The following is a 21,363-nucleotide window of genomic DNA, read 5'->3' as shown; positions in this document are numbered from 1 at the left end:
TTACACCAGCCTCAGCTCCAGGTCCATCGTATGTACCCCGTCCGACTTCTTGTGGGTACAGGTCTCGACCAGGAAAAATTTATTGATACTCATTTTTTTGATATAGAGATTAACATAGCACCCGGCCCGGAGCCGGTAGTCTCCCAGAGCTTCCACCGAGAGAGAACGGGACTCCCGATTCCTTAAAAATAGCAATTGGTTCAGCTGCTCTGTAATCTGTGCCGGGTTCAGCTTCTCATCTACTGACTCATAAAGCTGCAGTAGCCCCCACTTCTTAATAGAGTTGCTGTCCTTTGTGACGTAAGTCTCGCGCTTACCGGTCTCCTTATTATCCCGATACAGGACAATCTGGTTATAGGTCTCATCGTCGATGCTCCGAGAATAGGAATAGTCAGTCATGAGTGAATCATCTCCGATAACCAAAGGGAACCGCATCCCGGATATATTTCGGAGGCTCAAGCTGCCGAAGTCGTCGAAGAATACGAAATTGGTGCCGTAATTGATGAGCGTCTGATCCATCGCCATGCAGATCATGTCAATAAACGGTTTGCCGTCTCCGATCTGCGAAGGGATCACATAAGCACTGTCCTCCAGCACCCCTGTTTTTAACTGCATATCCGCAGCAATCTTCTGGATGATCTTCGTGGCTGTCAGCTTCGTAAAAACATAGGTGCCGCTGTTCATCAGGTACCGGATTTGGTCATAGGCCAGGATCTCGATCTCCTCTTCACGGCCATCATCTATTTTGAAAATGTAACCGTAAAAGACCTTTTGCCCTTCATCTGTGTAACGGACCACATCGCCATTATTGATCTTAAAGCCCTTGTCCTGGTAGATCCCCCGGTCGATGATCGTAAATTCCAAGGAAGCCGGCTTGCCGATCCGGTAGGTGTTCCAGGTGATTTCCGACACAATGCCCGAGGCGTCCCACACCTTGCCGTCCTTATTATCTATCAGCAGTTCCATGTCATCACCCCGGGAGCTTCAGGACGCTGCCGACTTTGAGTGTCTTCAGCTGCGCGTCCGTGAGGCCGTTCAGTTTTTGGATCTCTTTCCACCGGCCACCATCCCCCAGCTCGCGCTTGGCAATCTTCATCAAGGTATCACCAGACTTCACGGTGACCGTCTTCGGCTTGGCCCGCTCATCTGCCCGCTTGGCCGGTTCCTTCTTCGCCGTGGTCTTAGTGCCGCTGGCTGTTGGTGTCGTCTTCAGCGTCACCTTCTTGGCCGCATAGAAGACGTATTCCTTCAGCTCCAGCTCATACTCAAAGTCGCCAGGCCTGCCAGCCACTTCCTTGTAGTTAAAGATTTCGATACTCATCGCCAGATTAATCTTCAAGCCCAGACTGGTGAAAATGAACCGAATAGGCTTCCTCTTGTTCATCCAGTCTTCAATCAGCATAATGTAGTCCGCAGGCTGCCCCCAATTGGCGGAGGAGACATAGCTGGGTAAGGTGCTGCCTGGGGGGATGGCTGGGAAGAAACTCTCGAACTGAATCGTTTTAAGTACTGGGGCCTTGATCACATTGATCTGCCCCAGATCTGTGATGGTGTATGTCTCCCCGTCCCCTTCGCCACTGATCTCAATTTCTTCCGGCAGCACGGGAAGCTCGAACCATATGGCCCGGTTATTAAAGCTCAGCTCAATGCTATAGCCTTCAGCCACTTTAGGCACTTTAGGCACTGGCACTCTAGATCCTCTAGGCATAGGCACTTTAGCCATTTAGGAATACACCCCCTTCGCCGTCGAAGCAATCTCCTCAGTAAGAGCTCTTCCGATCTTCTTGACGATGGAATCCAGATTGGTCTGATTAGTCACCGGGCCGGTCTTCACCTGCACCGTTGGGGTCAGCGTGACAAAGTTCTGGATGTTTTTCATCTCCGCGACGTCCCTCATGATTTTCAGATCCTCCTTGGAAATGTCGATCGGCTTTTCAACCTTGCCAACCTTATCAACCTTCTTTAGTTTATCTTTCTTATCATCTCCGCCTACAGGTGACCGGGCCGCATCGGCACGTTTGTTCCAGTCGGTGAAGTCGTAGGGCTTGCCAGCTTTGTTCTTCTCTTCTTCTTCCTTGGTTTTTTTCTCAGCGGCAGCACGTTTATCCTCGCGGTCTTTGAGGAATTTCTGCACTTTCTCTTCACGGGCGGCTGCCTTATCATCAATAGCTGCCTCTTTTGCTGCTAGTGCCGCATCTCTAGATTGGCGGGCAGCTTCTTCCTTGGCAGCTTCGCTGGCGGCGAATGTAACATGATCTACCGGGTCTATGAACACTCCTGGAATACTGCTTAGTGTATCAATCAAACTATTGACTTTATCAACAGCTCCGTTTGCTAAATCTTCCAATATCTGAAGCGAAGCGATCTTTGCATAACTGAACGCATCCGCGATTCCATACCCTATCCGCATAAAAAATAGCGGAACCTTATCGAAGAAGCCAAGGATCACGTTCCAGGCCCGCATCATTGCGGCCGCAAATTCATCGTTAGTTTTCCACAACCTGTAGAAATAGACGATAAGGCCAATAATCAATGTCGCAATAAGAACATATGGATTAGCCTTCATGACGGCGTTCACTGCTGCTTGGGCAATAGACACCAGTTTTAGCGCTGCAACTAAGGATAGCACCGTCGCCCCTACACCGGAGATAATCGGCTCAATCCATGACCAGTTCTCCGAAAAATAGGTGTAGACCGCAGTGATCCAGTCGATCAACTTCATAACGCCTTGTACGACAAAATCCAGTCCAGTACTAAGCGCATCGAAGAAAGGCTGGAATTTACCAGCTTGGAAAGCAGCATTCAACCGAGTGATCAGCGGGGTCAATGATTTCATTGCATCTCCGCCTGCATCTGCGAACATGGAGCGAACATTGTTACCGAGAGTTTCAACCTGTTTAGCTGGGCTGGCCATCATCTGGTCAAAGGCTGCTTGACCCATTTTCTGCTTTTCGAGCAGTTTGTCGAAGGCCTTAATAAAGCCGTCCATATCCCCGGCTTTCCCAAGCTTGTCAATATTGAGTCCTTTAATATCTGATTTTGACATATTGAACCGTTCAGCCAGAGAGACAATATCCCCGCTCATCGCCTCTTTTAGCGCAAAGGCGGCGCCTTCTATGCCGTTCCCCGCACTGTCAAACGCATTCATCCGTTGAGCAAAGTTGTTCAGCTTTTCGAGATGATCCGTGTTTTGAGTCGTGGAAAAGAACGACAGCGTGCTTTGCAGCGACTTATTGACATCCTGCCCCGTCTTCAGAGCATCGGCCTTGAATTTTTCAAACATCGCCGTGCCGATTTCAGCATCTCCGGTCCGGGCAACAAACATGTCCACCATCTTCTGCTGCTCCATTGCCCCGCCAAGCATCGCCGTGCCGAGAGCTTTGGCCCCCATGACACCGCCAACCCCTGCAAGTATATTGCCTAACCCGAGACCACCTCCTCCTCCGCCGCCACGGCCTCCAGATCCACCACCACCTCCGCCGCCAGGTCCACCACCACTCCCCAGTAGCCGATTGACCAGTATCCGTAATTTGTCTACGGTCCGGATCAAGGAATGAAGCAACGTGTCAAGGGTAGCCGGTAACGTCAAATTGAGTGTCGCTGTAATGGTGCCAATCCTTGCCTCAAGCTGTGCCCGCAGTAGTGACGCCTGGTGCAGCGCGTGAGCGGTGTCCAAGTTTACGCTAATCCGAATCGCTGTCGTGTGGCTACCCATACTATGGATTAGAGATTGAAGCTGTGACCTTACAGCCGCTGCCTCTGGCAACTCCACTTTCACATCTACAGATACTGTGCCAATTCGGGTCCGCAACTGCGCCCCCAGCAGAGAGGCAGCAGACAGAGCAGCAGCAGCATCCAAGGTTGCATGAATTGAGATTGGCGGAACCGCTGCCCGAAGTGCTGCCAGCTGCGCCGACATATCGGGTACTTCGATTTTCAGCGCGGCTGTAATCGTTCCAATTGCATGCTTGATTTGCTCACTGGCTGCGGTTGCAGAACTGACAGCTCCGGCCGTATCGAGCGACACAGATAGTTGCACCGCAGGCAAAGAAGACTGGATGGTCGCCAATTGCCCCGCGAAGTCCGAAGTGGCCAGCCTAACCTCCAGCACCGTAGAACCAAATTCAGAACCGATCTGCTGCCGGACCGTGCGGAGCTGCTGCAAGACCTGCTCCGAATTAACAGATAGTTGAATGGCGTTGCCCGGCCCCAATGCTGTCAGCAATTCCTTAATTCGCTGAAGCTCCGCGACGGCATTGCCGACATTAATTTGCAACCCTATCGCCATCTGCATTTGAGCACGGAGCCGCTCCATTATGGCAATGGTTGCATTCATTGCGCTGTTCATGGTGGCCAAACGCTGGGTGAAGTCCTCATACAGCTTAATACTCGCTTCGATTGAAGCCATGGCTTCCCTCCTTTCTCGGCATGAAAAAAGCACCCCGGTGTGGGATGCTCAATGCGCTTACTCTACACTGTTGAATATTTCTTTGGCTCTTTCATTTTTTGTCTCCAAAACAAACCTGCCATTAATCGACCAGTCTTCCATTATAGAAGAATATTTTTCTTTAGCTTTTTTCAGTTTTTCTACTGTTTCATATTCATAAATTTTAACCGGGTTTTTTCCCAGATAGAATATAAGACCATCATTTGCTTGTATCATTTCATACTTAGGCTTTTTATTCTTATCAATTCCTTTATTCTCTTCTAAAGGAACTGTACTGCTAATTTCTTCCCCTGAATTATTGAAAGCTTCGATAAACTTATCCATGGTCAGATCATCAGCCTCATTAGAAGACGAACATCCCGAGAAAACCAGCAGCAGACAAACGATTAATAAACCACTCCAAAACTTTTTCATGTCAACCCCCATAGGTAATATTTACAAACAATATACCAAATAAGGGAAGGAAGGGTCTATCATTTTTTGCGAACTTTCGGCTGATCTTTCTTCTCCTTGTCGATCCGGACGGAGATCATGCCATAAATTGCTGCACGCTCACGAAGGCTCAGGGCCATCAGCTCATGCGGCAGTATGTGCAGTTCATGGAGGGCGTAGTAGGCAAAATTCGCCTCACCATCGCCCTCGTTGATTAGTTTTTTACGTCATCCACCAGTTCGTTCAGGTCTTGGTCATACCCATTCAGCGCATTGACATGTTCCATCAGGGCCGTAAACTCACCAGGCAGCAGCATCTTGCGCAGCAGGGCCTCGGCTCCCCGAACACTGTAGGACTTCTGCAGCTCCGCATCCTTCAAGTTTGGGTAGACCACTGAAGCGCCTACCATCTTAGCAAGATATTCATTGGAATCGAATTCAGGGGTATACGCACCATTGCGGCCCTTTACCTTCTTCATAGCAGCTTTCCGCAGCTCCTGGTTCTCATCCTCGGTGATGCTGCGGAGCTTCCATGGGAGCGGCTTGCCCTCCTTGTCCTTGAAGCGCTTGGACACAATAAATTCCTCTGTGGCCTCGATGGCTGCTGCTTGTGCAAAAAATGCTGAAAACTCACTCATAGTCTACATTCCTCCTGTATTTTCTTTTTTTTAGTTTTGACTTGATGTTGGTGCGTCAAATGCTTGTCCCATATCTACGCCCTCGAAGGTAAAGTCAATATCCTCTTCCAGCGCATCCGACTCTGTATCCAACGAGACCATAACCACACTGTCTAAGTTGACGCCCAGCAACGTGATCGTCTGAAGACCGATCGTAGAGTTGGGGTCCTCATTCGTAATGGTCACATCGAAGTCCGTATCTTTCCCGGAACTCATGTAATCCAGCATCAACTGGCGGAAGCGGCTGGTCACGTAATAAATCGTCATGCTGCCGGTACCGTTCCAGCCGATAGCTTTATGTTGGGTACCCCGGCGGCCGAGAGTCTTCACATCAGCCTTTTCCTTTTCCACGGAAGCCTCCAGCGTCTTGATGTAGAACATTTCCTCTACTTGTCCGTTGATTGTGGCGTAGGCCCGGCCTTCCTGACCGGAGATTGTATCACTGGCTTTCAAAAATGCCATTTTATCTCACCTGCACTTTCATATAGACTTTTTCCACCGAATCCACTGGCTGGATATTCACTTCGACATAGATGGCGTCCGAATCAATCCCCGGCAGAACGGTAATATCCGCCTGAGAATCAAAATTCTGAATCGCATCAATCTCCTGCAGCGCAGTCAGATAGACGACAATCTCTTTCCGAAATAGCGCCCGGCCGTCGGTGTTGTTGGATACCTTGCCGATATACGAAGCCTCGAAGATCCGCTTCATATCGTTGGAGATGCCATCCAGCACGCGAATTACCCGGTTTTTGTGGAACGACTTATTCTTTGTGGGCGAATAGCTCAGGAAGGTATTAATATCCTGTTCTACAACCGCGCGGTTACCAGATGGTGTAAAAATAAACTCTCCCGCATTCAACGCCGCCTCGATCTGGCTATTTGTGAAGCGCGGTGCCACATCCACCGCATCATCATAGGCCGCATAGGTCAGTGACTCATTCATCTCAGCACCAGCGGTTGCTCCCGCCACCCAGGCCGTAGCTTGCACCGCCGTCAAGACCGTGCCGTTTGACAGGACTACGCCGTTACGGACGCTGATCACACCTTCGCTGTCTGCGGTAGGATAGTTTTCTAGAACCGCCTGAACCTTCTTACCCTCTGCTTCCCGCAGACGGCGAATGAAGGCAGCATATACGGCCTTGAGTGCGTTGTCCGTAGCCGGAAGCGCCACGGTCTGGAAGTCGAACAGCTCCAGTGCAGCCAAGAATGCCGTATGGTCCGCATTGGTTACCGTGCCATTGGCCCCGCCGACCAGCGGCGCACCGGCTGAAGCTGTCAACGCTCCGGTTCCGCTCCACACCACCCAATCATTAGCGACCAGTCCGGCAATGTTGGCCACCACTTGCGTATCCACCACAGCACCGTCCAGCAGCGTCTTGACATCAAACTTAGTCGTGTCATCCAGGTTGGTCTGCACCACCACGGTCAACGCATTCCCGCGCAGGCCGCCATGCTTCGCCGTGGCCGTCAGTGCGCCAGCTGCTGCCGTTGCCTTGGTGCCCTCGTTAAGCTTGTACAGCAGGACGGTCCGTGCCCGCTTGAGAGCCTCGCGTACCAGCAGCAACTCCGGTGCGGTCAGATCATAGCCCAACCGGGTCAGCGTATCCTCGCCGGCCACAATCGGTGTAATCACCTTAGCCGCGCCCCACGGCAGGGACAGCGCAAGTGCCGTCACGCCCCGGCTACCCGCAGCTCCCAACGTCCCACCCGAAGATTCGACGTTGACATACACACCTGGTCTAACTTTGTTTTGCAGTGTCCAAGTACCTCCAGCCATTTACTCCGCCTCCTTGTTCTTAAAATCCTCAATCACTTGCTGGGCCTCGGTTGCTGAATACAGCTGGTTATCCTCCAGCAGTGCCGCTAGCACATCTTTATCTTGATAAGAGTACTTAGCCGAAGCCAGGAACTGTTCCTTTGCAAACAGGCCCGCAGTGGATTCTACCTCTGGTGCGCTCTGTACGCTGGTGGCCTGTTCCTCTGCAGGTGATTTCATTGACTTAACAATTTCTTTCACTTAATCCAGCTCCTTTCGGTCATTGTCTGCATTTTAATTTCCGGTTCCCGTTCTCGGAGGATATGGAAGTTGTATTGAACGAAGAAATGCAGCACCCCGTCCACAATTTCATGTCGCATACCTGTTCCCCGGTAGCCACCCTCGGCGCCTCTGATATACTCAATCTCTGAATAAAGCCGCTCTGCCATCTGTTCGCAGGCTTCCCGCAACGCTGGCGCGTCCGGGTCCGGGAAGTAATGAACATCAAAGGGGTGGAACCGCTTATACCGCCGGTCAATCTCGCGGGCCTGGCTGGACTCCAACAACAGCACAAAAAAGCACGGCTGCTCCATACCCTGCTCCACGGCTTCGTCGTATACGGGATACTCCGGAGTAAATAACGATAGCCTCTTTATGAGCGCGTTCTTAACGTCTTGCATACTCACCGCCCCATGTGCTTATCCATATATTTTTTAAGTTTTCGATCCATGATGCCCGGCAACTCCCGTTCCAGCTCTTGCTCGGACAGTGTCAGCATGAACTTTCCGTTAACCCAGCCTGTTCTCAGCCGCGTGACATGACCAAATTCAACGTATAACGCATACTCCACATTATTCGTGATCTCGACATGTACTCCGCCGCCAGGAAGCCGGACCACCTGGCCAATCTGCCAGCCTCGCCGCAGGTCTCCAGTCAGCACAGGCGTCCGGGCTATCGTCTTCGCCAGCAGTCGTCCGGCCAGCTCCCGTGTACAGTCTTCCATGAAAGCCGGGAATTCCTTCTGCATCCGCTGAAGGTTCTTCTGCAGCTTCTTCACATCGCTGAAGTCAAAGCTTCCCAGCCCACTCATGCGTTCTTCACTTCCCGCAGCTTGATCTCCTGATGGGTTGCGTATCGGAATGGTTGTCCGGCTTGCTCTCCCTGGAATACCATTTCGTTCTGCAACACCGTGATCCGGCTGCCGGGCTTGATAATCACATCCGGGGAAATGAACAGCTTGGCGTCATAATTGATCTGATCTGCCGTCACCGTCTGAGTGGCTGCGGGCAAAGAGGACTGTGACAGAGCGCACGGCTCATCAATCAGAACAGGAACGGGCTGCTGCCGCGTTTTACCGGTTACCGGGTCTTTGACATTCTGCATCTCGAAAACGGAACACAAGCCTTCATAGGTGCTCTCGATAGCCGCCCGCTCCGCCAGTACATTGCCAAATGACATACTTACCACCTCATCCTGCGGAAGGCGACCAGCTGCGCCTCATAGTTACGGACGAAGGCAGCTCCAGAGCCTACCGTTACCACCGCTTTGGAAGATCCGAATGTTGTGGTGACATCCCCGCGCTTGATGCTGGTAACGGCCGGCACCGTTTGCTCGAACTCTGTCGGATACTTCGCCCGGTAGTAATCTTCGGCAATTTGCAGGACCACCGTGTCCAGCTCTCGCGGAATTGAGGTGATATTACAGAATGTCTTGATCGCCTGAACAATGGATTCCAGGACAAAGATCAGCTGGAAATCCTTCATCACGTTCTCGATCGGGATACCCAGCAGCACCTTCAACTTGGGCAGATACTTAAGATGCTCCTCCACCGGCTTCACCTGCTTTCAGGATCACGGCCAGGACATCCTCCCTTTTGGTCGCTTTGCCCAGATCAATACTCTGCTGTTTTGCATAATCCTTGAGAGCAGGCAAGTCCATCTCCCCAACAAGAAGCGGCGCTGAACTCTCATCCTCTTCCAGAACTTTCACATACTGCTCCAAACGGGCATATTCCTTCTCCATTACACTGAAGGACTCTCCCTTCTGATACAACTGGCCGTTATGCCGGATCGGGATTCCCTTAACTTCCACTTTCACGAAAATTCCTCCTTAAGGGCGGCGAACCGCCCTGTGATTACAATACTGTCGCCTGGAAAACATTATCGGCTTCCGGGAAGCTTGGCAGGGCTGTAGCGACCGCCTTCGTCCATGTAGCAACCGGGTCCTTGCCTTCCTCATAAACCATAGCCAGAACCTGCCCCACTTTCTTGATGTCAATCTGTGGGTCACGCGCCAAGCGAATTTCCTCAGCGGTCGGTCCGTAAATCGTTTCGCCCAGTGTATCAGCCCCGAACAGCACAATCTTATTCTGCGGGAAGTAGCGATGTGTGGTATAGGTACCGTCGGCATTTTGTCTACGGTATTTGTTATCATTCACCGCTACAGTCGGCAGCTCATGCTGCGTAAGGAAGGCATTCAGATCCGCCCGTGTTGGAACACGCAGCGAGTTATTCCCGTACAGGGCACCGATGATGTTCGGATGCCGAAGCAGGGCACTGAGCAGTGATGAAGAGGTCAGTGCGCGAGCTGGTTTCTCGTCAAGTGCATCTACCCACCGTTCTAAATCACCGATCGGATCGCTACTCGGATCAGTCCATAGAGAGGTTCCCGACAGGACTTCCTTATGTTCAGCAGGAACGTGATAGTCGATAACCAGGCTCAACCCATTTTCATTGATAGGAATCGTACCATTGGCCAGAGCAGACATGCGGAAACGTTCAACCTCTGCCCGTACACCATTGACCAGTACGTCAATATCGTTGTAGACCCGGCTCATAAGATATTGCTGCTCCTGGGGCGTCCGGGGATTCTCCAGAGCAATAATATCCTTTTCTTTCATCTGGAGCTTGCGCTTAATGAGCGCCAGCTCCAGAGCTTCCTTGCTACCTTCACGGCTGCCGATTTCGGCTTCCGTATCAAAGGCGTGTACACTGGCGGCGACTGGGAGACGACTTCCGCCCTTGATCATGTCGAATTCGAGAGATTCGCGCTTAACCTCTGGAAACAGGTTCTCGCCAAGAAGCGCAGGATATTGACGATTCTCCAGATAATTCAGAATTTCCGGCTGTGTAAAAAGTTCAAATACGCTTGGCATTGTCTTAACCTCCTACGGATTGCTTAAATTTGATTTTTGAATTGGCTGTCAGCGCTGTTTTAGCCGCGGCTGTCGGAGCTACCGGCATGCGCTCCTCCAGAATCCAAGCTTCGATAATAACAGAACCGGGTTGCGGTCCTTCTGTGACATCGGTATCGGTATAAGTAATACCGATCGCCGTATTATCGTTAGCCGGATACACGGTACCCGCAGGAACAAGCTTACGTCCTTGTGCATTAGCCGTTACACCCACATCGCTGATTTGATAGGTGTGAGCGATGACATGGGAGCTGGCCAAAAAATTAATCTCACTGATCGTTGTTTTACCTTTTACATATGGCATTTGTTAATCTCCTCTCTGATTTAACCCCATGGGTTATTGGCAGCAGCCGGCGCTTTCCCGGACTCATTGGCCGCCTTGGCAAAGTCTGCGGCGACACTGGCCCCGCCCTCACCTTTAGATTGGTCCTTGCTATCCGGCGATTTGAAACCCTTGAAGGTCGGCCCTTTGGCCTCCTGTTTTTCAGCAAACAAAAAGCCCTTGCTCTCACGCAGGGCCTTCACCTGATCATCCAGCCCGCCTTTCACAGCGCCGCTGTCGTCCAGTTCAATCTTGGTCTTATCCAGGAGTCCAGCAACGATATCTGGATCATGTGCTTCACCGGCCAGCGCCAGCTTGAGCGCCGTGGTCAACTGTAGGTCCTTCACCTTGGCTTCATAGTCCGTCTTAACCGTCTTATTTTCGTCCTGCAGCTTCGTGATCTGATCCTTCAGCGCCTGGTTATCACCGGCAGACTTCTTTACCTCTTCAAGCTGACCCGATGCCTTGTCACGGTCTTGTTCGGCCTGCTTCTTCGCCTCGTTCACCTCGTCGAATCGGGCCTTGGGCACAAAGCCCTTTAACTCATCCGCTGAAGCGGCCGCTGCCTTTGTCGCCTGATCCTCTGTCAATCCGATGGCAATAAACTGCTCTTTATTCATTTAGGATTCCTCCGTTTCATCTTCGCTTTTTACCCGGTCGCGTCCGGTGATGTCTTGTTCTTTAACGTCTGCAATACCAAAAAGACGGCATGAAAAAAGCACCTCCGTGGTTTGGAGAGTGCTTAGAGTTTCGGGAATGTCCCATCCTTCGGAACAGTCGTATCATATGACTTTTTCATATCCGCCTTTAGTTTCTCATAAAGCGGCCTTACTTCCTCTGGTGCGTTCTCCTTCAGATGGACTGTATCATTACCGAAGGTAACCCAAGGCAGCAGCTTTGGGGGAACATATAGTTGCACTACAGCCCAACCTCCTTCATCTTGCGTTTCAGAATCTCCTTGATTTTCACGGACAGCCTACGCGGATTCTCAATACCAACAGCTTCTCCAATCGCCTCGGCCAGTGTCTCCTTCGTGTTCGTTGTCGCATACTGGCTCAACTCGTCCATAATATTTCCAGGTACATTCTGGATGCCTAAGACAGCAAGCGCCTCGCCTACGATCTCCTTAGATAAGGTGCCGCGTGCAATCCGCATAGATGCAATCTGCAGTTCATCGGCTGTCATGGATACGCCGGTCCACCCACCCATAATCTTAAGCGCATGTGCATATTCAGCCACATGCCCAAATTCGTGAATGAAGATGGATTGCCGGTTGGCACCGACAGGCCAAAACTTTGCCTCCGTAGACGCCTTGATTATATCATCAATTCCGGTCGAGTTATAATAATGCGTCGAAATCCGCAATTCGGCATGTAGTATGTCTGGAGCTTCGCGCAGTCCCATAGACACTTGCGCGACATATTCATCAGTGTCCACTGCTTTGAGCGTCTTCACAAATCCCTTGATCCCGGGGAGCTCCTGCAACGCACCATCAATCGCCTTATTCAGATCATTTGCGCTTTCCAAGTCCATACCGGTATAGTCCACATCATCAAATCCATAATCTTTCCGTGCCACCTCTTCAGCCGCTTGAAGGGATTCGGCTGGTTTAAAGGGGCGCGGTGCAGGATTGGTGTCTTCTCGTGGAATGACTGACGATGTAGGCCCACCCGGTATCGGCAAACCTTTATCCGGCTGTCCTGGGATCTCAATCGTCGGCAGTGGCGTTTCTGGCCCTTTCTTAGGTGGAGTCTCCACCTCTGCCGGTTGAGCCGCTTCTGGAGCGTACTTCTTCTCCCATTCCGGATAATCAATATCCTCCGGCACCTTGTACGTCTTGCCGTCATCGTCTCGGGCGACCCGCTCCTTGATGTTGTCGTCATAATGCGGGATTGTCGTGGATCGGCAATACACGTGCATGGGCGGATAATTGACGCCCGGCTGAGCATCGGTCACCTCGAACACTTCACCATCCAGATCTCGGCAGGTCGGTGAGGTGCGCTTATCCAAGGTAGCCATGTAACGGAACTGCTCCACGCCCAGCTCCTTATATCCGGCCAGACGGGATTGCCCCGCAAAGTAAGCGGACTCGGTGAGGATCAGCCGCTCTGCTGCACGGTATGATACGCCCAGCCGATCCTGCAGCTGCTGAATCATCTGCTTGGAGGTTTTTCCGCTGATTAAGCCTTGAGTAAACAGATTGCGCAGCTCTCCATTGAGCCGGACCCGGTCCGCCCAGATCCTACTGCTGAAGTTGCTGCCGTCCGGTGCCCAGGGTGCAGAGAGGATGGCTTCGAGCTGCCGCTTGTCAATCTTGGCGAAGGAAGCACCGATGCCTGCCCCTTTCTGCAACTCGAATATACTGCGGTAATACCCATCCTTGTAGACATTGCCCAGCAGACCCGTGGTGCCAGCCAGGCGCTTCGCTGACATTTCCTCAATGTGCTGCCTCATCTGTAGTTGGATCGACTCCAGCCGGGTCACACGCACTCGGATACTGGCATTCTCCAACTCCCGCATCCATCTCTGATCAATGGCGTTCTCTTTGCCGCGGGCGATGTAATCCTCAACAGTCCACTTGAATTCCTTCAGCTCGCCGGCACGAAGGACCCGCTTCGCTTCGGCCAGGCTGACCAGGCCATTATTATCCGCGAAGCGTTGGTAAAAATTATTGACGTCCGTCTGAATGGCTATTTGAGCCTTCCGGTATTCCTTCTGCATTGCCTTCGTAAAAGGGACACCCTTGTTCAGCAGGGATTCATTGAGCTGCTCCATGCGGCCAGACCAGTACGCCGCCGTCTTCATTCTTCATCCTCTTCCGGGGGAGCGGGAGCAATGAATCCACAAATAGGGGACGGCGAATCTGGAACCTCCCCTGAAGATGATGCAATCAGTCCGGCCAAGGAGTCAATGGCGGCCAGCGGTAGCTCCCCGGCCCCCTGAACTCCAGGAATCAGTCGTTCCGTCAAAGCGGCGATAAGCGCGTCAACCTTGTTCCGGGTCTGCAGGCTTAGCATTGCCGTCACCTCCTGGAGCCGGAGGCAGTCCGTAATCCTCCATCTTGTCCCGAGCTACTTGCTCTTCGGCCTCGATTCGTGCCAGTTCCTCCTTGGTGTCGGTGACCCACGGATGGTTGGCCACAATCGTCTCTCTGGAGATCACCCCGGTGCTGTTACTGGCATCCGTGATGGCCTCAGACTCATTGATGAGTACATCCCGATTGAAAATGAAGGTTACCGGCTCTTCGGAATAATCTTTGCCCGTTGCTGCTGCCAGGTGCGTGTCGATGAACCAGAGCAGCTGCTTCAGCCCCGCCTGTAATTCACTCTCCATGTCGTTGCAATCCAGATCCAAATCCTGATACAAGGAACGGAGGGCCACGCCGGAGGGAGCGCTGGCAAACTTGTCGGACTGGGTATCGACCCCGCGTCCAAACTCGAATATATCCTTGCGGGTCATGTCCATGTGATTGCGGTAAGCTTCCGTATCCAGATCCAGGCTGATGGTATCCACGCCCCCGTCACCATCCACAAATGCCACCCGGAAGCGGGAAATGTTCTCCCTGAACTCGCCGCCGCCCTGGCCACTGTAGTTCTTGACCACATATATGCTGTTCGGCAGGTCCTCCAGGTTGTTGCTGTTGGCCGATTTCTGCTTGTCGTAGTCATCGACCTGCTTTTTGATCAGTTCAATGAGCGGCTGTTCCTCGCTGTTGTATTTGAAGCAGACAAACGGCACCCGCTCCCAATTGAGCGCTTTTTCGCCGGTGCCCTCAATCACAGCAAGGTGATTCCGCTGTTCTAGCAGCCGCAGCTTACCAGCCTCTTCCTCGTAGATACGCACGCCGTCCAGATCCCACCACTCCACACGCTTGACGGTCTGCTTTTTCTTGGCCACATAGCCCTCAATCGCATAGGCCCGGACAAAAGCGGCCAGCTCCGTATGCGCAGCGTCCTTCCAGATCGGTAGGCACTCCTCGGGATTCAGCCGCATAAACGCCAGCTCGCCGGATTCGGTGTAATACGGATGCAGCCAGGCTTTACCGCAGTTGACGGCATCCTTGCCCACATTCTTGAATAAGCGCTTAAAGTCATCATCGAAGAACAATTCCAGCTCATCCTGATAAGACGGCAGCTCTGTCTTTGGCAGGAGCGGCTTGGAAAGCAGATAGCCGGCCTTCTGGTCCACCAGCTTGCGGACGAATCCATGAGGAATTCGGTTATCCGCCAGGTTGTCCGCAGCGACCAGCCGCCCCTCAGCATCAATCGTCTTCCGGCGCTGATCAAGAATGTCATTTTTAAGCCGATAATAGCGTTTGCCGGTCAGCATCCACTTGCGTTCCTCAGACCGTTCCCAGTCGCTGACTTCTGCCTGAATGATCTCCTCCAACGTCATCGGTGCATTGGCATTCAAGTTCTCCAGTATCTCCTGTAGGGTCTCCATCGGTCCCCCTCCCTTCCTGTTATTTCTTGAACGACACGCCGGAACGGTCCATATCGCCTTCTAAGGCGTAGCGGCATTGGTCAATACTGTGATTGTCCTTATCCTCCAGCTTGGCGCGTGGATTGCCGTCCGCGTCCACTTGGTAATCAATATCCTCGAACTCTTTGGCCGTGTGGGGCGTCCGCTTCGGATCAATCACGATCTCTTCCAGATCATCCAGCCACTTCTCGCCATACTCCACGCTACCAGGACCCTTCTTGGCTCCGCGAATCCGGATGCCGTGGGACTTCATCTCATCAATGGATTTCGGCTCAGCGCTGTCTGCTGTCGTCATCACATCGTGATACTTCCGCGTGTTGATCCACTCGGCCAGCTCCCGGTTGCTGATCTTCACCCCGTACCGCTCATCCAGAGCGTACAAGCGGCGGCGCGTCTTATCATAGTGCCAGCGGCCAAAGGATACCGGGTCTACGCCATAGCCCCAGTCAATGCCCTGCCGGATGTTGTCGAAGCTCTTGATTTCCTCGTCCGTGATGGTACGGAAGCTGAGATTATCGAACGGCACAACTCCACTGCCGATGGCCTCGCCAAGGTATTCCCACTTGTAACGAAGGGACAGGCCGTCTTTGTCGATCTTCCCCTTGGTCTTGGCCTCTTCGGCTTCCTCCAGGAATGCCTTGGACAAATGTGGGTTATCCAGGTATGTGGAGTGATGCACGTAGGTATTCGCCTGTTTAAACTGGGACTCATATTTCTTGTTGGTCCAGTTTTGTTTACGCTTCGGCGGGTTGTAGCTATAGTAAAAGGCGTAAAAAAGACCATCGGGCAGCTCTGCACGAAGCACAGAGTTTTCGATGGTCGTAACCTCTTCTTCCGTTTTAAACTCGGCCAGCTCCTCGATCCACATAATCGCAATCGGGAACTTGCTGACCTTAATAGACTTGAGCTTCAGCGGGTCGTCAGCCCCTCGGAAAATAATCCGATTCCCACGGGGCAGATAAATCAGCTGGAGCGGGGATTTAAGTACGCGCCAATAGGCCGACACGCCCAGGATCTCAATGGCCTCCTTGAGCTGCTCAAATACGGATTCTTCCAGCGTACGGGCGACCTTCCGAATAACCAGCGCTGTTACTGGGTACTTCATCACATCTTTGATGACCTTAATCCCGATATGCGTTGACTTGGCTGACCCGCGCCCGCCCTTTAGGACATGTCGCAGATAGCGGTGGCTGTTTGAAGCCCGCCAGAAGGATTTGAATTGTGGCGTGACGATCTCGGACAGCTTAATCTGCTGTGTCGTCTGCTCCATCCGGATCACCACCTATATCATCAATGATCTGTACGCCCAAGGTACCGTCAATCTGCTGCCGGTCCACCCACATACCGTACCGCTTGCCCAGCAGCTCCGCCGCCTTGATCCGGTCCGCCCCGTTCAGATCCTTCTTAACCAGCTTCTGCTCCCCCATGCCAAGGCCAAGCGGGAACTGCTCCTGTTCCTGACCTCGTAGCACATGCGTCAGGAACTCCAGCACCTCATCCTGCTTGGCGATCCGCTTGGCATCCTTCTCCGCGACCCGCACTTCGATGTATTCTCGGATATGGGGCTTCTGCAGGTTTTCGTGGCCAATATCTGGCGCTGTCTTACGGCTGTACCCGGCAAGGCGCGCCGATTCCGTGGCATTCCCAGTCTCGATAAAGTAATCAGCAAAGCGTTTTTGTTTCTCCGTTAATTTCATGGCATTTCACCCACCTGCTTTCTTTTGGCGTAGAAAAAAGCCCGATCAAATGACCGGACTCTAATCATATATATGTTGACGATGGTAAACTAATATGTTATAATAAAGATATAGAGGAGGTGATGATATTGAAGACAAGGAAAGAAAGACAGAAAGAGGATAAGGACAACAAAATCAAATCGGTGACTGCAATCATCGGCTTGATTGTCCAAATCCTCACCCTCATCAAGCTACTGCTCAAGTAGTGAAACCCGAAACCTCGGCCCCGCAAGGGGCCAGGCGGTAGGGGATGAATAACAAGGGCTGTCTTTCTTCCAGTATATCATAATGACGGGAGCGATGAAATATGACTCAAAAGGCTACAAACATGGTAACCTATGCTACGCTGGCCATAAGCATCATTAACCTGATTATTTTGGTGGTGAAGTGGTAATGTACAACTTTTCCAGCAAGGAAGAACTGGCCGAATGGATCGCCCGGGAAGTAGTCGGCACATCGGAAGCGATGGAGATCATGGACTGCAGCCGGCAGAACCTGCACAAGTTTGTTCAGAGCGGGAAGCTTGTGCCGATCAAGGACACCGGCCGCGAACGCCTATTCCTCCGGTCCGATGTCCTGGAGCGGAAGGAAGCGGCCAGCATATACAACCGTAAACCTAAAACAGACAAGCCCGGTGAGTGATGCCGGGCTTTTTCCGTTTATCCTCCCGTGACAATTGGTAATGTTTGTTATACAATTAATGGTATCCTTCTGAGAGGAGGAATGCCGGATGTGGTTTAGATTTTGGCGTTGGCGAATTGCCATTATCATCATCCGGGCCGAAAATTAAATAATCTATCGGCCCTCGGATCGAAGAGAAGTGCTAACAGCGCTTCTCGACGGAGATGTGCGTGGATTGAAATCCCTCACATCGCGCGACGAATCGTCGCATCCGACGGCCTTTTTATGCAAGTAATTACACAAGTACTTACACAAGTAATAATAAATGTATTATTGTTTATATTATCGGTACGTGGATTGAAATCTACTTCAAAAACGCAAAAAAGAGCCCTCCGCATTGGAGGACTCGTGATAGACAGACTTATAGTACTGTAGGTTGTGCGGCTCAGTGTGCGGCAATACGTGCGGCAAGAATCATAAAAAGTCCGAAGAAATCTTCTTTTTTGCCCTATCAACGTAATCGCGCACAGTGTTTTTAGACAATCTCAGCTTATCCGAAATCTCCTGAAGCGTCAAGCCCTGCGCCATGTGTAGCAGGAAGCAAGTGCGTTCCCGATCACTCAGCGCCAGCAACGCATCGACCAGCCGGAGCCGCTCTAGCTCCGTGATCTCCCTGGCGGAAAGCTTGATGTATATCTCACGCTGTCGGTAAACGTCCGTCCGCTCAGCTCCTCTGCGGCTCCCTGGCCGTCTGCCGCGCCGCATCCAGGTTAAGGCGTATCGCATGTCTGCCAGCATCCCAGAGACCGTCTCGGCCTCCTCTGCTGCCGCAGGCAGGGAGAGGTCCAGGGTATCCCGGTACCGTTCCAGCACATGCGTCTCTGCAGCATACTGCCCGATCAGGGTTTCGATCCAAGTTGCTTTCATGCTGTGACCCCCTGTTAAGTTATTCACCTGAAGCGGATAAACGGTCCAGAATCCAACGTGCCCGTGTCAGATCTGCGATGCTGCGGTCCAGCAGATGTACTTCGCTGGCTGGTTCTGGAACTGTCCGGTTCGCAGTCCGAAGTAAGTCACTCAAGCGATCATTCTCAGCCATCAGATCATCCCGCTCCGTAATCATCCGGTTCAGTTCCTCCTGAAGCTGGCCATTCTCTGAGGTTAGCCGCTCAATATCCCGCTCAGCCGCTTCCCTGTACCATCCCGATTGTTCTAACCGGTCTCGGAGACTGTTACACTCATCAGTCACTTTAACAAGTTCATCCTCAGCAGCATTACGGGCGTCTGTCCCTGCTCGCAGATTCGCCTTCATCCGTTCAATTTTTGCCGCCGACTCCTCGGCAGCCTTACCGGCAAGCGCCACCGCCTCCGTAGCCTGGGCTTTCCAGTGTTCAGCTTCAGCCTTATAACTCTTAATCATGTCATGGGATATCGGCTGAGTGACGGACAACGCCGCTTTCAGCTCCTCGATCTCCTGCTGCGCCCTCTTGTACATTTCCGGTAAACCCACCGGCACTTGCGGCGGCAGCGCCTCCTTTTCACGAAGCAATTGGGTTTCCTTGGGCGTCTCTGCCCATTTACTCATATGCTTGTAGATAGTAGCTTCGGCCACATCTTGCTCCTGCGCAATCTGCGCGATTGTCTTGCCGTCTGCCCGGGCCGCCTTAAATTCCGCTTCTGTCATCATAAATTTACCCATCCGCTTCTCCCCCTTGACTGGTGTATTCTGCACAATTGGTTTCACAAATTGCTTATCCTGCTTCGTAGCCGGATACTTCTGCCGGACCTCTTCCAGCTGCTCCGGTGATAACTTGTATTCCCGCACAGTTCCGGAACCGTAGGACTTGTACTCAATATCCCGGCTAGGTATGGATGTACGCGAACGATCTTTACCCATCTATTTCACCCTCTCCACTCTCGCCTTAAGCGCTGTCAGCAGCCTGTCCTGTGTGGTCGCCTTAGCCTCCAGCGCTGCCATGACATCCTCATCCACGCCGCCCTGGACAACCAGGTGGTGCAGAATGACCTTCTGCTTCTGACCCTGCCGATGCAGACGCCCGTTGGCCTGCTGGTACAGTTCCAAGCTCCAGTTCAACCCGAACCATACGACATGGTTCCCGCCGTCCTGCAGGTTGAGACCATAGGCAGCGCTGGCCGGATGGGCAAGCAGAATATCAACCTGCCCGGCATTCCAATCCAGTTGATCCTGCGGCGTCTTCAGCTCTCTGATCCGTAAGCCGGAACCCTTCAGGGCGCTGTGCAAGCGGGCCAGATCGTGCTGGAAGTTATAGAACACCAGGGCACGGGCACCGTTAAGCTGCTCCACCAATTCCATGAACGCCTCGATCTTGCAGCTGTGAAGTTCATGCACGCCGCGCTCATCGTCATATAGAGCCCCGTTACAAAGCTGCAGCAGCTTGCCAGTCAGCGCCGCTGCACTGGTTACGCTAATCTCAGTGTCCTCTATCGCCAGCAGCAGGTCCCGCTCCATTCGCTTATATTGGGCCGCCGCCTTGTCATCCAAGGCCACCGGGATAATGTTCGTAATACAATCAGGCAGCTCCAGATAATCCTCTGCCTTCATGCTGATGCAAAGACCAGCGATCTGCCGGTGAATCACCTCATCCGCTCCCGGCTTGGCCGTATACCCGAATCCGTTATAGTTGTGCTGGAAGTATTTCTCGCGGTAGTGTGTGACCCGCTTCTCCAGTCGCTCCCCCTGATCCAGCAGGAACATCTGGGCCCACAAGTCCAAAAGCCCGTTCGGTGCAGGTGTACCGGTTAAGCCCACAATCCGCTTAATGTGTGGCCGTATCCAGGTTAGGGCCTTGAAGCGCTGGGCCTGATGGTTTTTAAAGCTGGACAACTCATCCAGTACCACCATATCAAACGGCCAGGCATTCCGGTAATACTCCGCCAGCCACTTGACGTTATCCCGGTTAATCACCCACACATCGCCGGGTGTATTCAGGGCCTTAATCCGCTTCTGCTGGCTTCCCAGTACCGGAATGATTCGCAAATGCTTCAGGTGTTCCCACTTGGCCGCCTCTGTGGTCCAAGTCAGTTCCGCAACCTTCTTCGGCGCAATGACAAGCGTGCGCCGGATCAAGAACCGGTTATATTTCAGGTCATTGATGGCGGTAAGCGTGATGACCGTCTTCCCAAGCCCTAAGCCCAAGAACAATCCAAGTGCATCATCGGTCAATAGCCGGTTAATGCAGTACCGCTGATAATCCCACGGTTTGAACTGCTGCCGGGGCTTCTCCACCAGCGCCGTCATGTTCGCGCCTCCTGCAGGAAAGCATCAACGCCCTCTTTACTGTCGATCACCCAGACACTGCAGCCTCGGGCTGCTAATTCCCGGTGCTGCGCCAGCTGCAACGGCGTCGGCTTCAGGCCAGGTGCTTTAAGTTCCACAAAGTGCACCCGGTTAAACGGCAGAATGACAATCCGGTCAGGCACACCCGCATTCCCTGGGCTAGTCCATTTATAGGCGATGCCACCAGAAGCCTTGACCCGCTTCCGGAGATAAGTCTCTATGTCGCGCTCTCTCACTTGACAAACCTCCTCATGCTGTGTTACGCGTGTGCGCCTCATGCGTGCGTAACTTTCTAGTAATTAGGCGTATTAAGCGTTATACGTACGCGCCTAATATCTATAATTCTTTAATTTCTTATTTATATAGTTTTAAGTGT

The 21,363-nt window shown here is 52.3% G+C and carries 26 protein-coding genes; 1 reads left to right on the top strand and 25 read right to left on the bottom strand.

Going from position 1 to position 21,363, the window contains the following annotated elements; translation table 11 throughout:
* The 21 genes from HQN87_RS08395 to HQN87_RS08295 form a co-directional block, all read right to left on the bottom strand.
* Complete coding sequence (locus HQN87_RS08395; RefSeq protein ID WP_173130609.1) at window positions 1-966, bottom strand: XkdQ/YqbQ family protein; 966 nt, start codon at window positions 964-966, stop codon at window positions 1-3.
* Window positions 967-970: 4 nt separating this feature from the next.
* Entirely contained in the window at window positions 971-1,690 is a 720-nt protein-coding gene (locus HQN87_RS08390; protein ID WP_367272675.1) for a LysM peptidoglycan-binding domain-containing protein, read from the bottom strand.
* 33 nt (window positions 1,691-1,723) lie between these two features.
* A complete protein-coding gene (locus HQN87_RS08385; RefSeq protein WP_173130606.1) occupies window positions 1,724-4,408 on the bottom strand; it encodes a phage tail tape measure protein in 2,685 nt (894 codons plus the stop codon).
* 57 nt (window positions 4,409-4,465) lie between these two features.
* Window positions 4,466-4,861, bottom strand: coding sequence for a hypothetical protein (locus HQN87_RS08380; protein ID WP_173130603.1), 396 nt, complete (start codon window positions 4,859-4,861; stop codon window positions 4,466-4,468).
* Window positions 4,862-5,093: 232 nt separating this feature from the next.
* On the bottom strand, window positions 5,094-5,516 hold the full coding sequence (locus HQN87_RS08375) for a phage tail assembly chaperone (protein ID WP_173130600.1): 423 nt from the start codon (window positions 5,514-5,516) through the stop codon (window positions 5,094-5,096).
* Window positions 5,517-5,546: 30 nt separating this feature from the next.
* Window positions 5,547-6,017, bottom strand: a complete 471-nt coding sequence (locus tag HQN87_RS08370; protein WP_173130597.1) for a phage tail tube protein — start codon at window positions 6,015-6,017, stop codon at window positions 5,547-5,549.
* Window position 6,018: 1 nt separating this feature from the next.
* On the bottom strand, window positions 6,019-7,335 hold the full coding sequence (locus HQN87_RS08365; RefSeq protein WP_173130594.1) for a phage tail sheath family protein: 1,317 nt from the start codon (window positions 7,333-7,335) through the stop codon (window positions 6,019-6,021).
* The gene (locus tag HQN87_RS08360; RefSeq protein WP_173130590.1) at window positions 7,336-7,575 is read right to left on the bottom strand and encodes a hypothetical protein; all 240 of its coding nucleotides are present in this window, start codon (window positions 7,573-7,575) and stop codon (window positions 7,336-7,338) included.
* The gene (locus tag HQN87_RS08355) at window positions 7,572-7,994 is read right to left on the bottom strand and encodes a phage tail terminator family protein (protein ID WP_173130587.1); all 423 of its coding nucleotides are present in this window, start codon (window positions 7,992-7,994) and stop codon (window positions 7,572-7,574) included. The genes HQN87_RS08360 and HQN87_RS08355 overlap by 4 nt, the downstream gene beginning before the upstream one ends.
* Before the next feature lie 2 nt (window positions 7,995-7,996).
* The gene (locus HQN87_RS08350) at window positions 7,997-8,404 is read right to left on the bottom strand and encodes an HK97 gp10 family phage protein (RefSeq protein ID WP_173130584.1); all 408 of its coding nucleotides are present in this window, start codon (window positions 8,402-8,404) and stop codon (window positions 7,997-7,999) included.
* A complete protein-coding gene (locus HQN87_RS08345) occupies window positions 8,401-8,772 on the bottom strand; it encodes a hypothetical protein (protein ID WP_173130580.1) in 372 nt (123 codons plus the stop codon). The genes HQN87_RS08350 and HQN87_RS08345 overlap by 4 nt, the downstream gene beginning before the upstream one ends.
* Window positions 8,773-8,774: 2 nt before the next feature.
* Entirely contained in the window at window positions 8,775-9,152 is a 378-nt protein-coding gene (locus tag HQN87_RS08340; RefSeq protein WP_173130577.1) for a head-tail connector protein, read from the bottom strand.
* Window positions 9,127-9,411: a DUF7210 family protein gene (locus tag HQN87_RS08335; protein ID WP_173130574.1), complete on the bottom strand. Its 285-nt coding sequence runs from the start codon at window positions 9,409-9,411 to the stop codon at window positions 9,127-9,129. Before HQN87_RS08335 ends, HQN87_RS08340 begins: the two co-directional genes overlap by 26 nt.
* A 37-nt stretch (window positions 9,412-9,448) precedes the next feature.
* A complete protein-coding gene (locus tag HQN87_RS08330) occupies window positions 9,449-10,468 on the bottom strand; it encodes a major capsid protein (protein WP_173130572.1) in 1,020 nt (339 codons plus the stop codon).
* A 4-nt stretch (window positions 10,469-10,472) separates the two neighbouring features.
* Window positions 10,473-10,811, bottom strand: coding sequence for a hypothetical protein (locus HQN87_RS08325; RefSeq protein ID WP_173130569.1), 339 nt, complete (start codon window positions 10,809-10,811; stop codon window positions 10,473-10,475).
* Window positions 10,812-10,831: 20 nt separating this feature from the next.
* Window positions 10,832-11,449, bottom strand: coding sequence for a phage scaffolding protein (locus tag HQN87_RS08320; protein ID WP_173130566.1), 618 nt, complete (start codon window positions 11,447-11,449; stop codon window positions 10,832-10,834).
* Between the two features lie 298 nt (window positions 11,450-11,747).
* Window positions 11,748-13,634 carry a minor capsid protein gene (locus HQN87_RS08315; protein ID WP_173130563.1) on the bottom strand — a complete coding sequence of 629 codons (1,887 nt, stop codon included), beginning with the start codon at window positions 13,632-13,634 and terminating at the stop codon, window positions 11,748-11,750.
* Window positions 13,631-13,846, bottom strand: a complete 216-nt coding sequence (locus HQN87_RS08310) for a hypothetical protein (protein ID WP_173130560.1) — start codon at window positions 13,844-13,846, stop codon at window positions 13,631-13,633. Before HQN87_RS08310 ends, HQN87_RS08315 begins: the two co-directional genes overlap by 4 nt.
* Complete coding sequence (locus tag HQN87_RS08305) at window positions 13,815-15,272, bottom strand: phage portal protein (protein ID WP_173130557.1); 1,458 nt, start codon at window positions 15,270-15,272, stop codon at window positions 13,815-13,817. Before HQN87_RS08305 ends, HQN87_RS08310 begins: the two co-directional genes overlap by 32 nt.
* Window positions 15,273-15,291: 19 nt before the next feature.
* Window positions 15,292-16,581, bottom strand: coding sequence for a PBSX family phage terminase large subunit (locus HQN87_RS08300; protein ID WP_173130554.1), 1,290 nt, complete (start codon window positions 16,579-16,581; stop codon window positions 15,292-15,294).
* Window positions 16,556-17,008 carry a terminase small subunit gene (locus HQN87_RS08295; RefSeq protein WP_173130551.1) on the bottom strand — a complete coding sequence of 151 codons (453 nt, stop codon included), beginning with the start codon at window positions 17,006-17,008 and terminating at the stop codon, window positions 16,556-16,558. Before HQN87_RS08295 ends, HQN87_RS08300 begins: the two co-directional genes overlap by 26 nt.
* A 432-nt stretch (window positions 17,009-17,440) precedes the next feature.
* Here HQN87_RS08295 and HQN87_RS08290 point away from each other — a divergent pair, with 432 nt between their 5' ends.
* Window positions 17,441-17,689, top strand: coding sequence for a helix-turn-helix domain-containing protein (locus HQN87_RS08290; RefSeq protein ID WP_173130548.1), 249 nt, complete (start codon window positions 17,441-17,443; stop codon window positions 17,687-17,689).
* Between the two features lie 453 nt (window positions 17,690-18,142).
* Here HQN87_RS08290 and HQN87_RS08285 read toward each other — a convergent pair whose 3' ends face one another.
* From HQN87_RS08285 to HQN87_RS08270, 4 genes are read right to left on the bottom strand one after another with little or no spacing between them, the layout of a single operon-like run.
* On the bottom strand, window positions 18,143-18,595 hold the full coding sequence (locus HQN87_RS08285; protein WP_173130545.1) for a sigma-70 family RNA polymerase sigma factor: 453 nt from the start codon (window positions 18,593-18,595) through the stop codon (window positions 18,143-18,145).
* Window positions 18,596-18,614: 19 nt separating this feature from the next.
* Entirely contained in the window at window positions 18,615-19,565 is a 951-nt protein-coding gene (locus tag HQN87_RS08280; protein ID WP_173130542.1) for a hypothetical protein, read from the bottom strand.
* Window positions 19,566-20,948, bottom strand: a complete 1,383-nt coding sequence (locus HQN87_RS08275; protein WP_173130539.1) for a DEAD/DEAH box helicase — start codon at window positions 20,946-20,948, stop codon at window positions 19,566-19,568.
* A complete protein-coding gene (locus HQN87_RS08270) occupies window positions 20,945-21,223 on the bottom strand; it encodes a PDDEXK family nuclease (protein WP_173130536.1) in 279 nt (92 codons plus the stop codon). Before HQN87_RS08270 ends, HQN87_RS08275 begins: the two co-directional genes overlap by 4 nt.
* Between the last annotated feature and the right edge of the window lie 140 nt (window positions 21,224-21,363).

The sequence above is a fragment of the Paenibacillus tritici genome (assembly GCF_013204885.1).
Lineage (GTDB): Bacteria > Bacillota > Bacilli > Paenibacillales > Paenibacillaceae > Paenibacillus_AQ > Paenibacillus_AQ tritici.
The sequence above is the reverse complement of the archived record's forward strand: the minus strand, read 5'-3'. Positions and strand labels throughout refer to the sequence as shown.

What these genes read in the sequence shown, in the direction of transcription:
- HQN87_RS08395 (WP_173130609.1), bottom strand. Translation starts at nt 966, where the DNA reads ATGGAACTGCTGATAGATAATAAGGACGGCAAGGTGTGGGACGCCTCG.
- HQN87_RS08385 (WP_173130606.1), bottom strand. Translation starts at nt 4,408, where the DNA reads ATGGCTTCAATCGAAGCGAGTATTAAGCTGTATGAGGACTTCACCCAG.
- HQN87_RS08380 (WP_173130603.1), bottom strand. Translation starts at nt 4,861, where the DNA reads ATGAAAAAGTTTTGGAGTGGTTTATTAATCGTTTGTCTGCTGCTGGTT.
- HQN87_RS08375 (WP_173130600.1), bottom strand. Translation starts at nt 5,516, where the DNA reads ATGAGTGAGTTTTCAGCATTTTTTGCACAAGCAGCAGCCATCGAGGCC.
- HQN87_RS08370 (WP_173130597.1), bottom strand. Translation starts at nt 6,017, where the DNA reads ATGGCATTTTTGAAAGCCAGTGATACAATCTCCGGTCAGGAAGGCCGG.
- HQN87_RS08365 (WP_173130594.1), bottom strand. Translation starts at nt 7,335, where the DNA reads ATGGCTGGAGGTACTTGGACACTGCAAAACAAAGTTAGACCAGGTGTG.
- HQN87_RS08355 (WP_173130587.1), bottom strand. Translation starts at nt 7,994, where the DNA reads ATGCAAGACGTTAAGAACGCGCTCATAAAGAGGCTATCGTTATTTACT.
- HQN87_RS08350 (WP_173130584.1), bottom strand. Translation starts at nt 8,404, where the DNA reads ATGAGTGGGCTGGGAAGCTTTGACTTCAGCGATGTGAAGAAGCTGCAG.
- HQN87_RS08345 (WP_173130580.1), bottom strand. Translation starts at nt 8,772, where the DNA reads ATGTCATTTGGCAATGTACTGGCGGAGCGGGCGGCTATCGAGAGCACC.
- HQN87_RS08330 (WP_173130572.1), bottom strand. Translation starts at nt 10,468, where the DNA reads ATGCCAAGCGTATTTGAACTTTTTACACAGCCGGAAATTCTGAATTAT.
- HQN87_RS08325 (WP_173130569.1), bottom strand. Translation starts at nt 10,811, where the DNA reads ATGCCATATGTAAAAGGTAAAACAACGATCAGTGAGATTAATTTTTTG.
- HQN87_RS08320 (WP_173130566.1), bottom strand. Translation starts at nt 11,449, where the DNA reads ATGAATAAAGAGCAGTTTATTGCCATCGGATTGACAGAGGATCAGGCG.
- HQN87_RS08315 (WP_173130563.1), bottom strand. Translation starts at nt 13,634, where the DNA reads ATGAAGACGGCGGCGTACTGGTCTGGCCGCATGGAGCAGCTCAATGAA.
- HQN87_RS08310 (WP_173130560.1), bottom strand. Translation starts at nt 13,846, where the DNA reads ATGCTAAGCCTGCAGACCCGGAACAAGGTTGACGCGCTTATCGCCGCT.
- HQN87_RS08305 (WP_173130557.1), bottom strand. Translation starts at nt 15,272, where the DNA reads ATGGAGACCCTACAGGAGATACTGGAGAACTTGAATGCCAATGCACCG.
- HQN87_RS08300 (WP_173130554.1), bottom strand. Translation starts at nt 16,581, where the DNA reads ATGGAGCAGACGACACAGCAGATTAAGCTGTCCGAGATCGTCACGCCA.
- HQN87_RS08295 (WP_173130551.1), bottom strand. Translation starts at nt 17,008, where the DNA reads ATGAAATTAACGGAGAAACAAAAACGCTTTGCTGATTACTTTATCGAG.
- HQN87_RS08290 (WP_173130548.1), top strand. Translation starts at nt 17,441, where the DNA reads ATGTACAACTTTTCCAGCAAGGAAGAACTGGCCGAATGGATCGCCCGG.
- HQN87_RS08285 (WP_173130545.1), bottom strand. Translation starts at nt 18,595, where the DNA reads ATGAAAGCAACTTGGATCGAAACCCTGATCGGGCAGTATGCTGCAGAG.
- HQN87_RS08280 (WP_173130542.1), bottom strand. Translation starts at nt 19,565, where the DNA reads ATGGGTAAAGATCGTTCGCGTACATCCATACCTAGCCGGGATATTGAG.
- HQN87_RS08275 (WP_173130539.1), bottom strand. Translation starts at nt 20,948, where the DNA reads ATGACGGCGCTGGTGGAGAAGCCCCGGCAGCAGTTCAAACCGTGGGAT.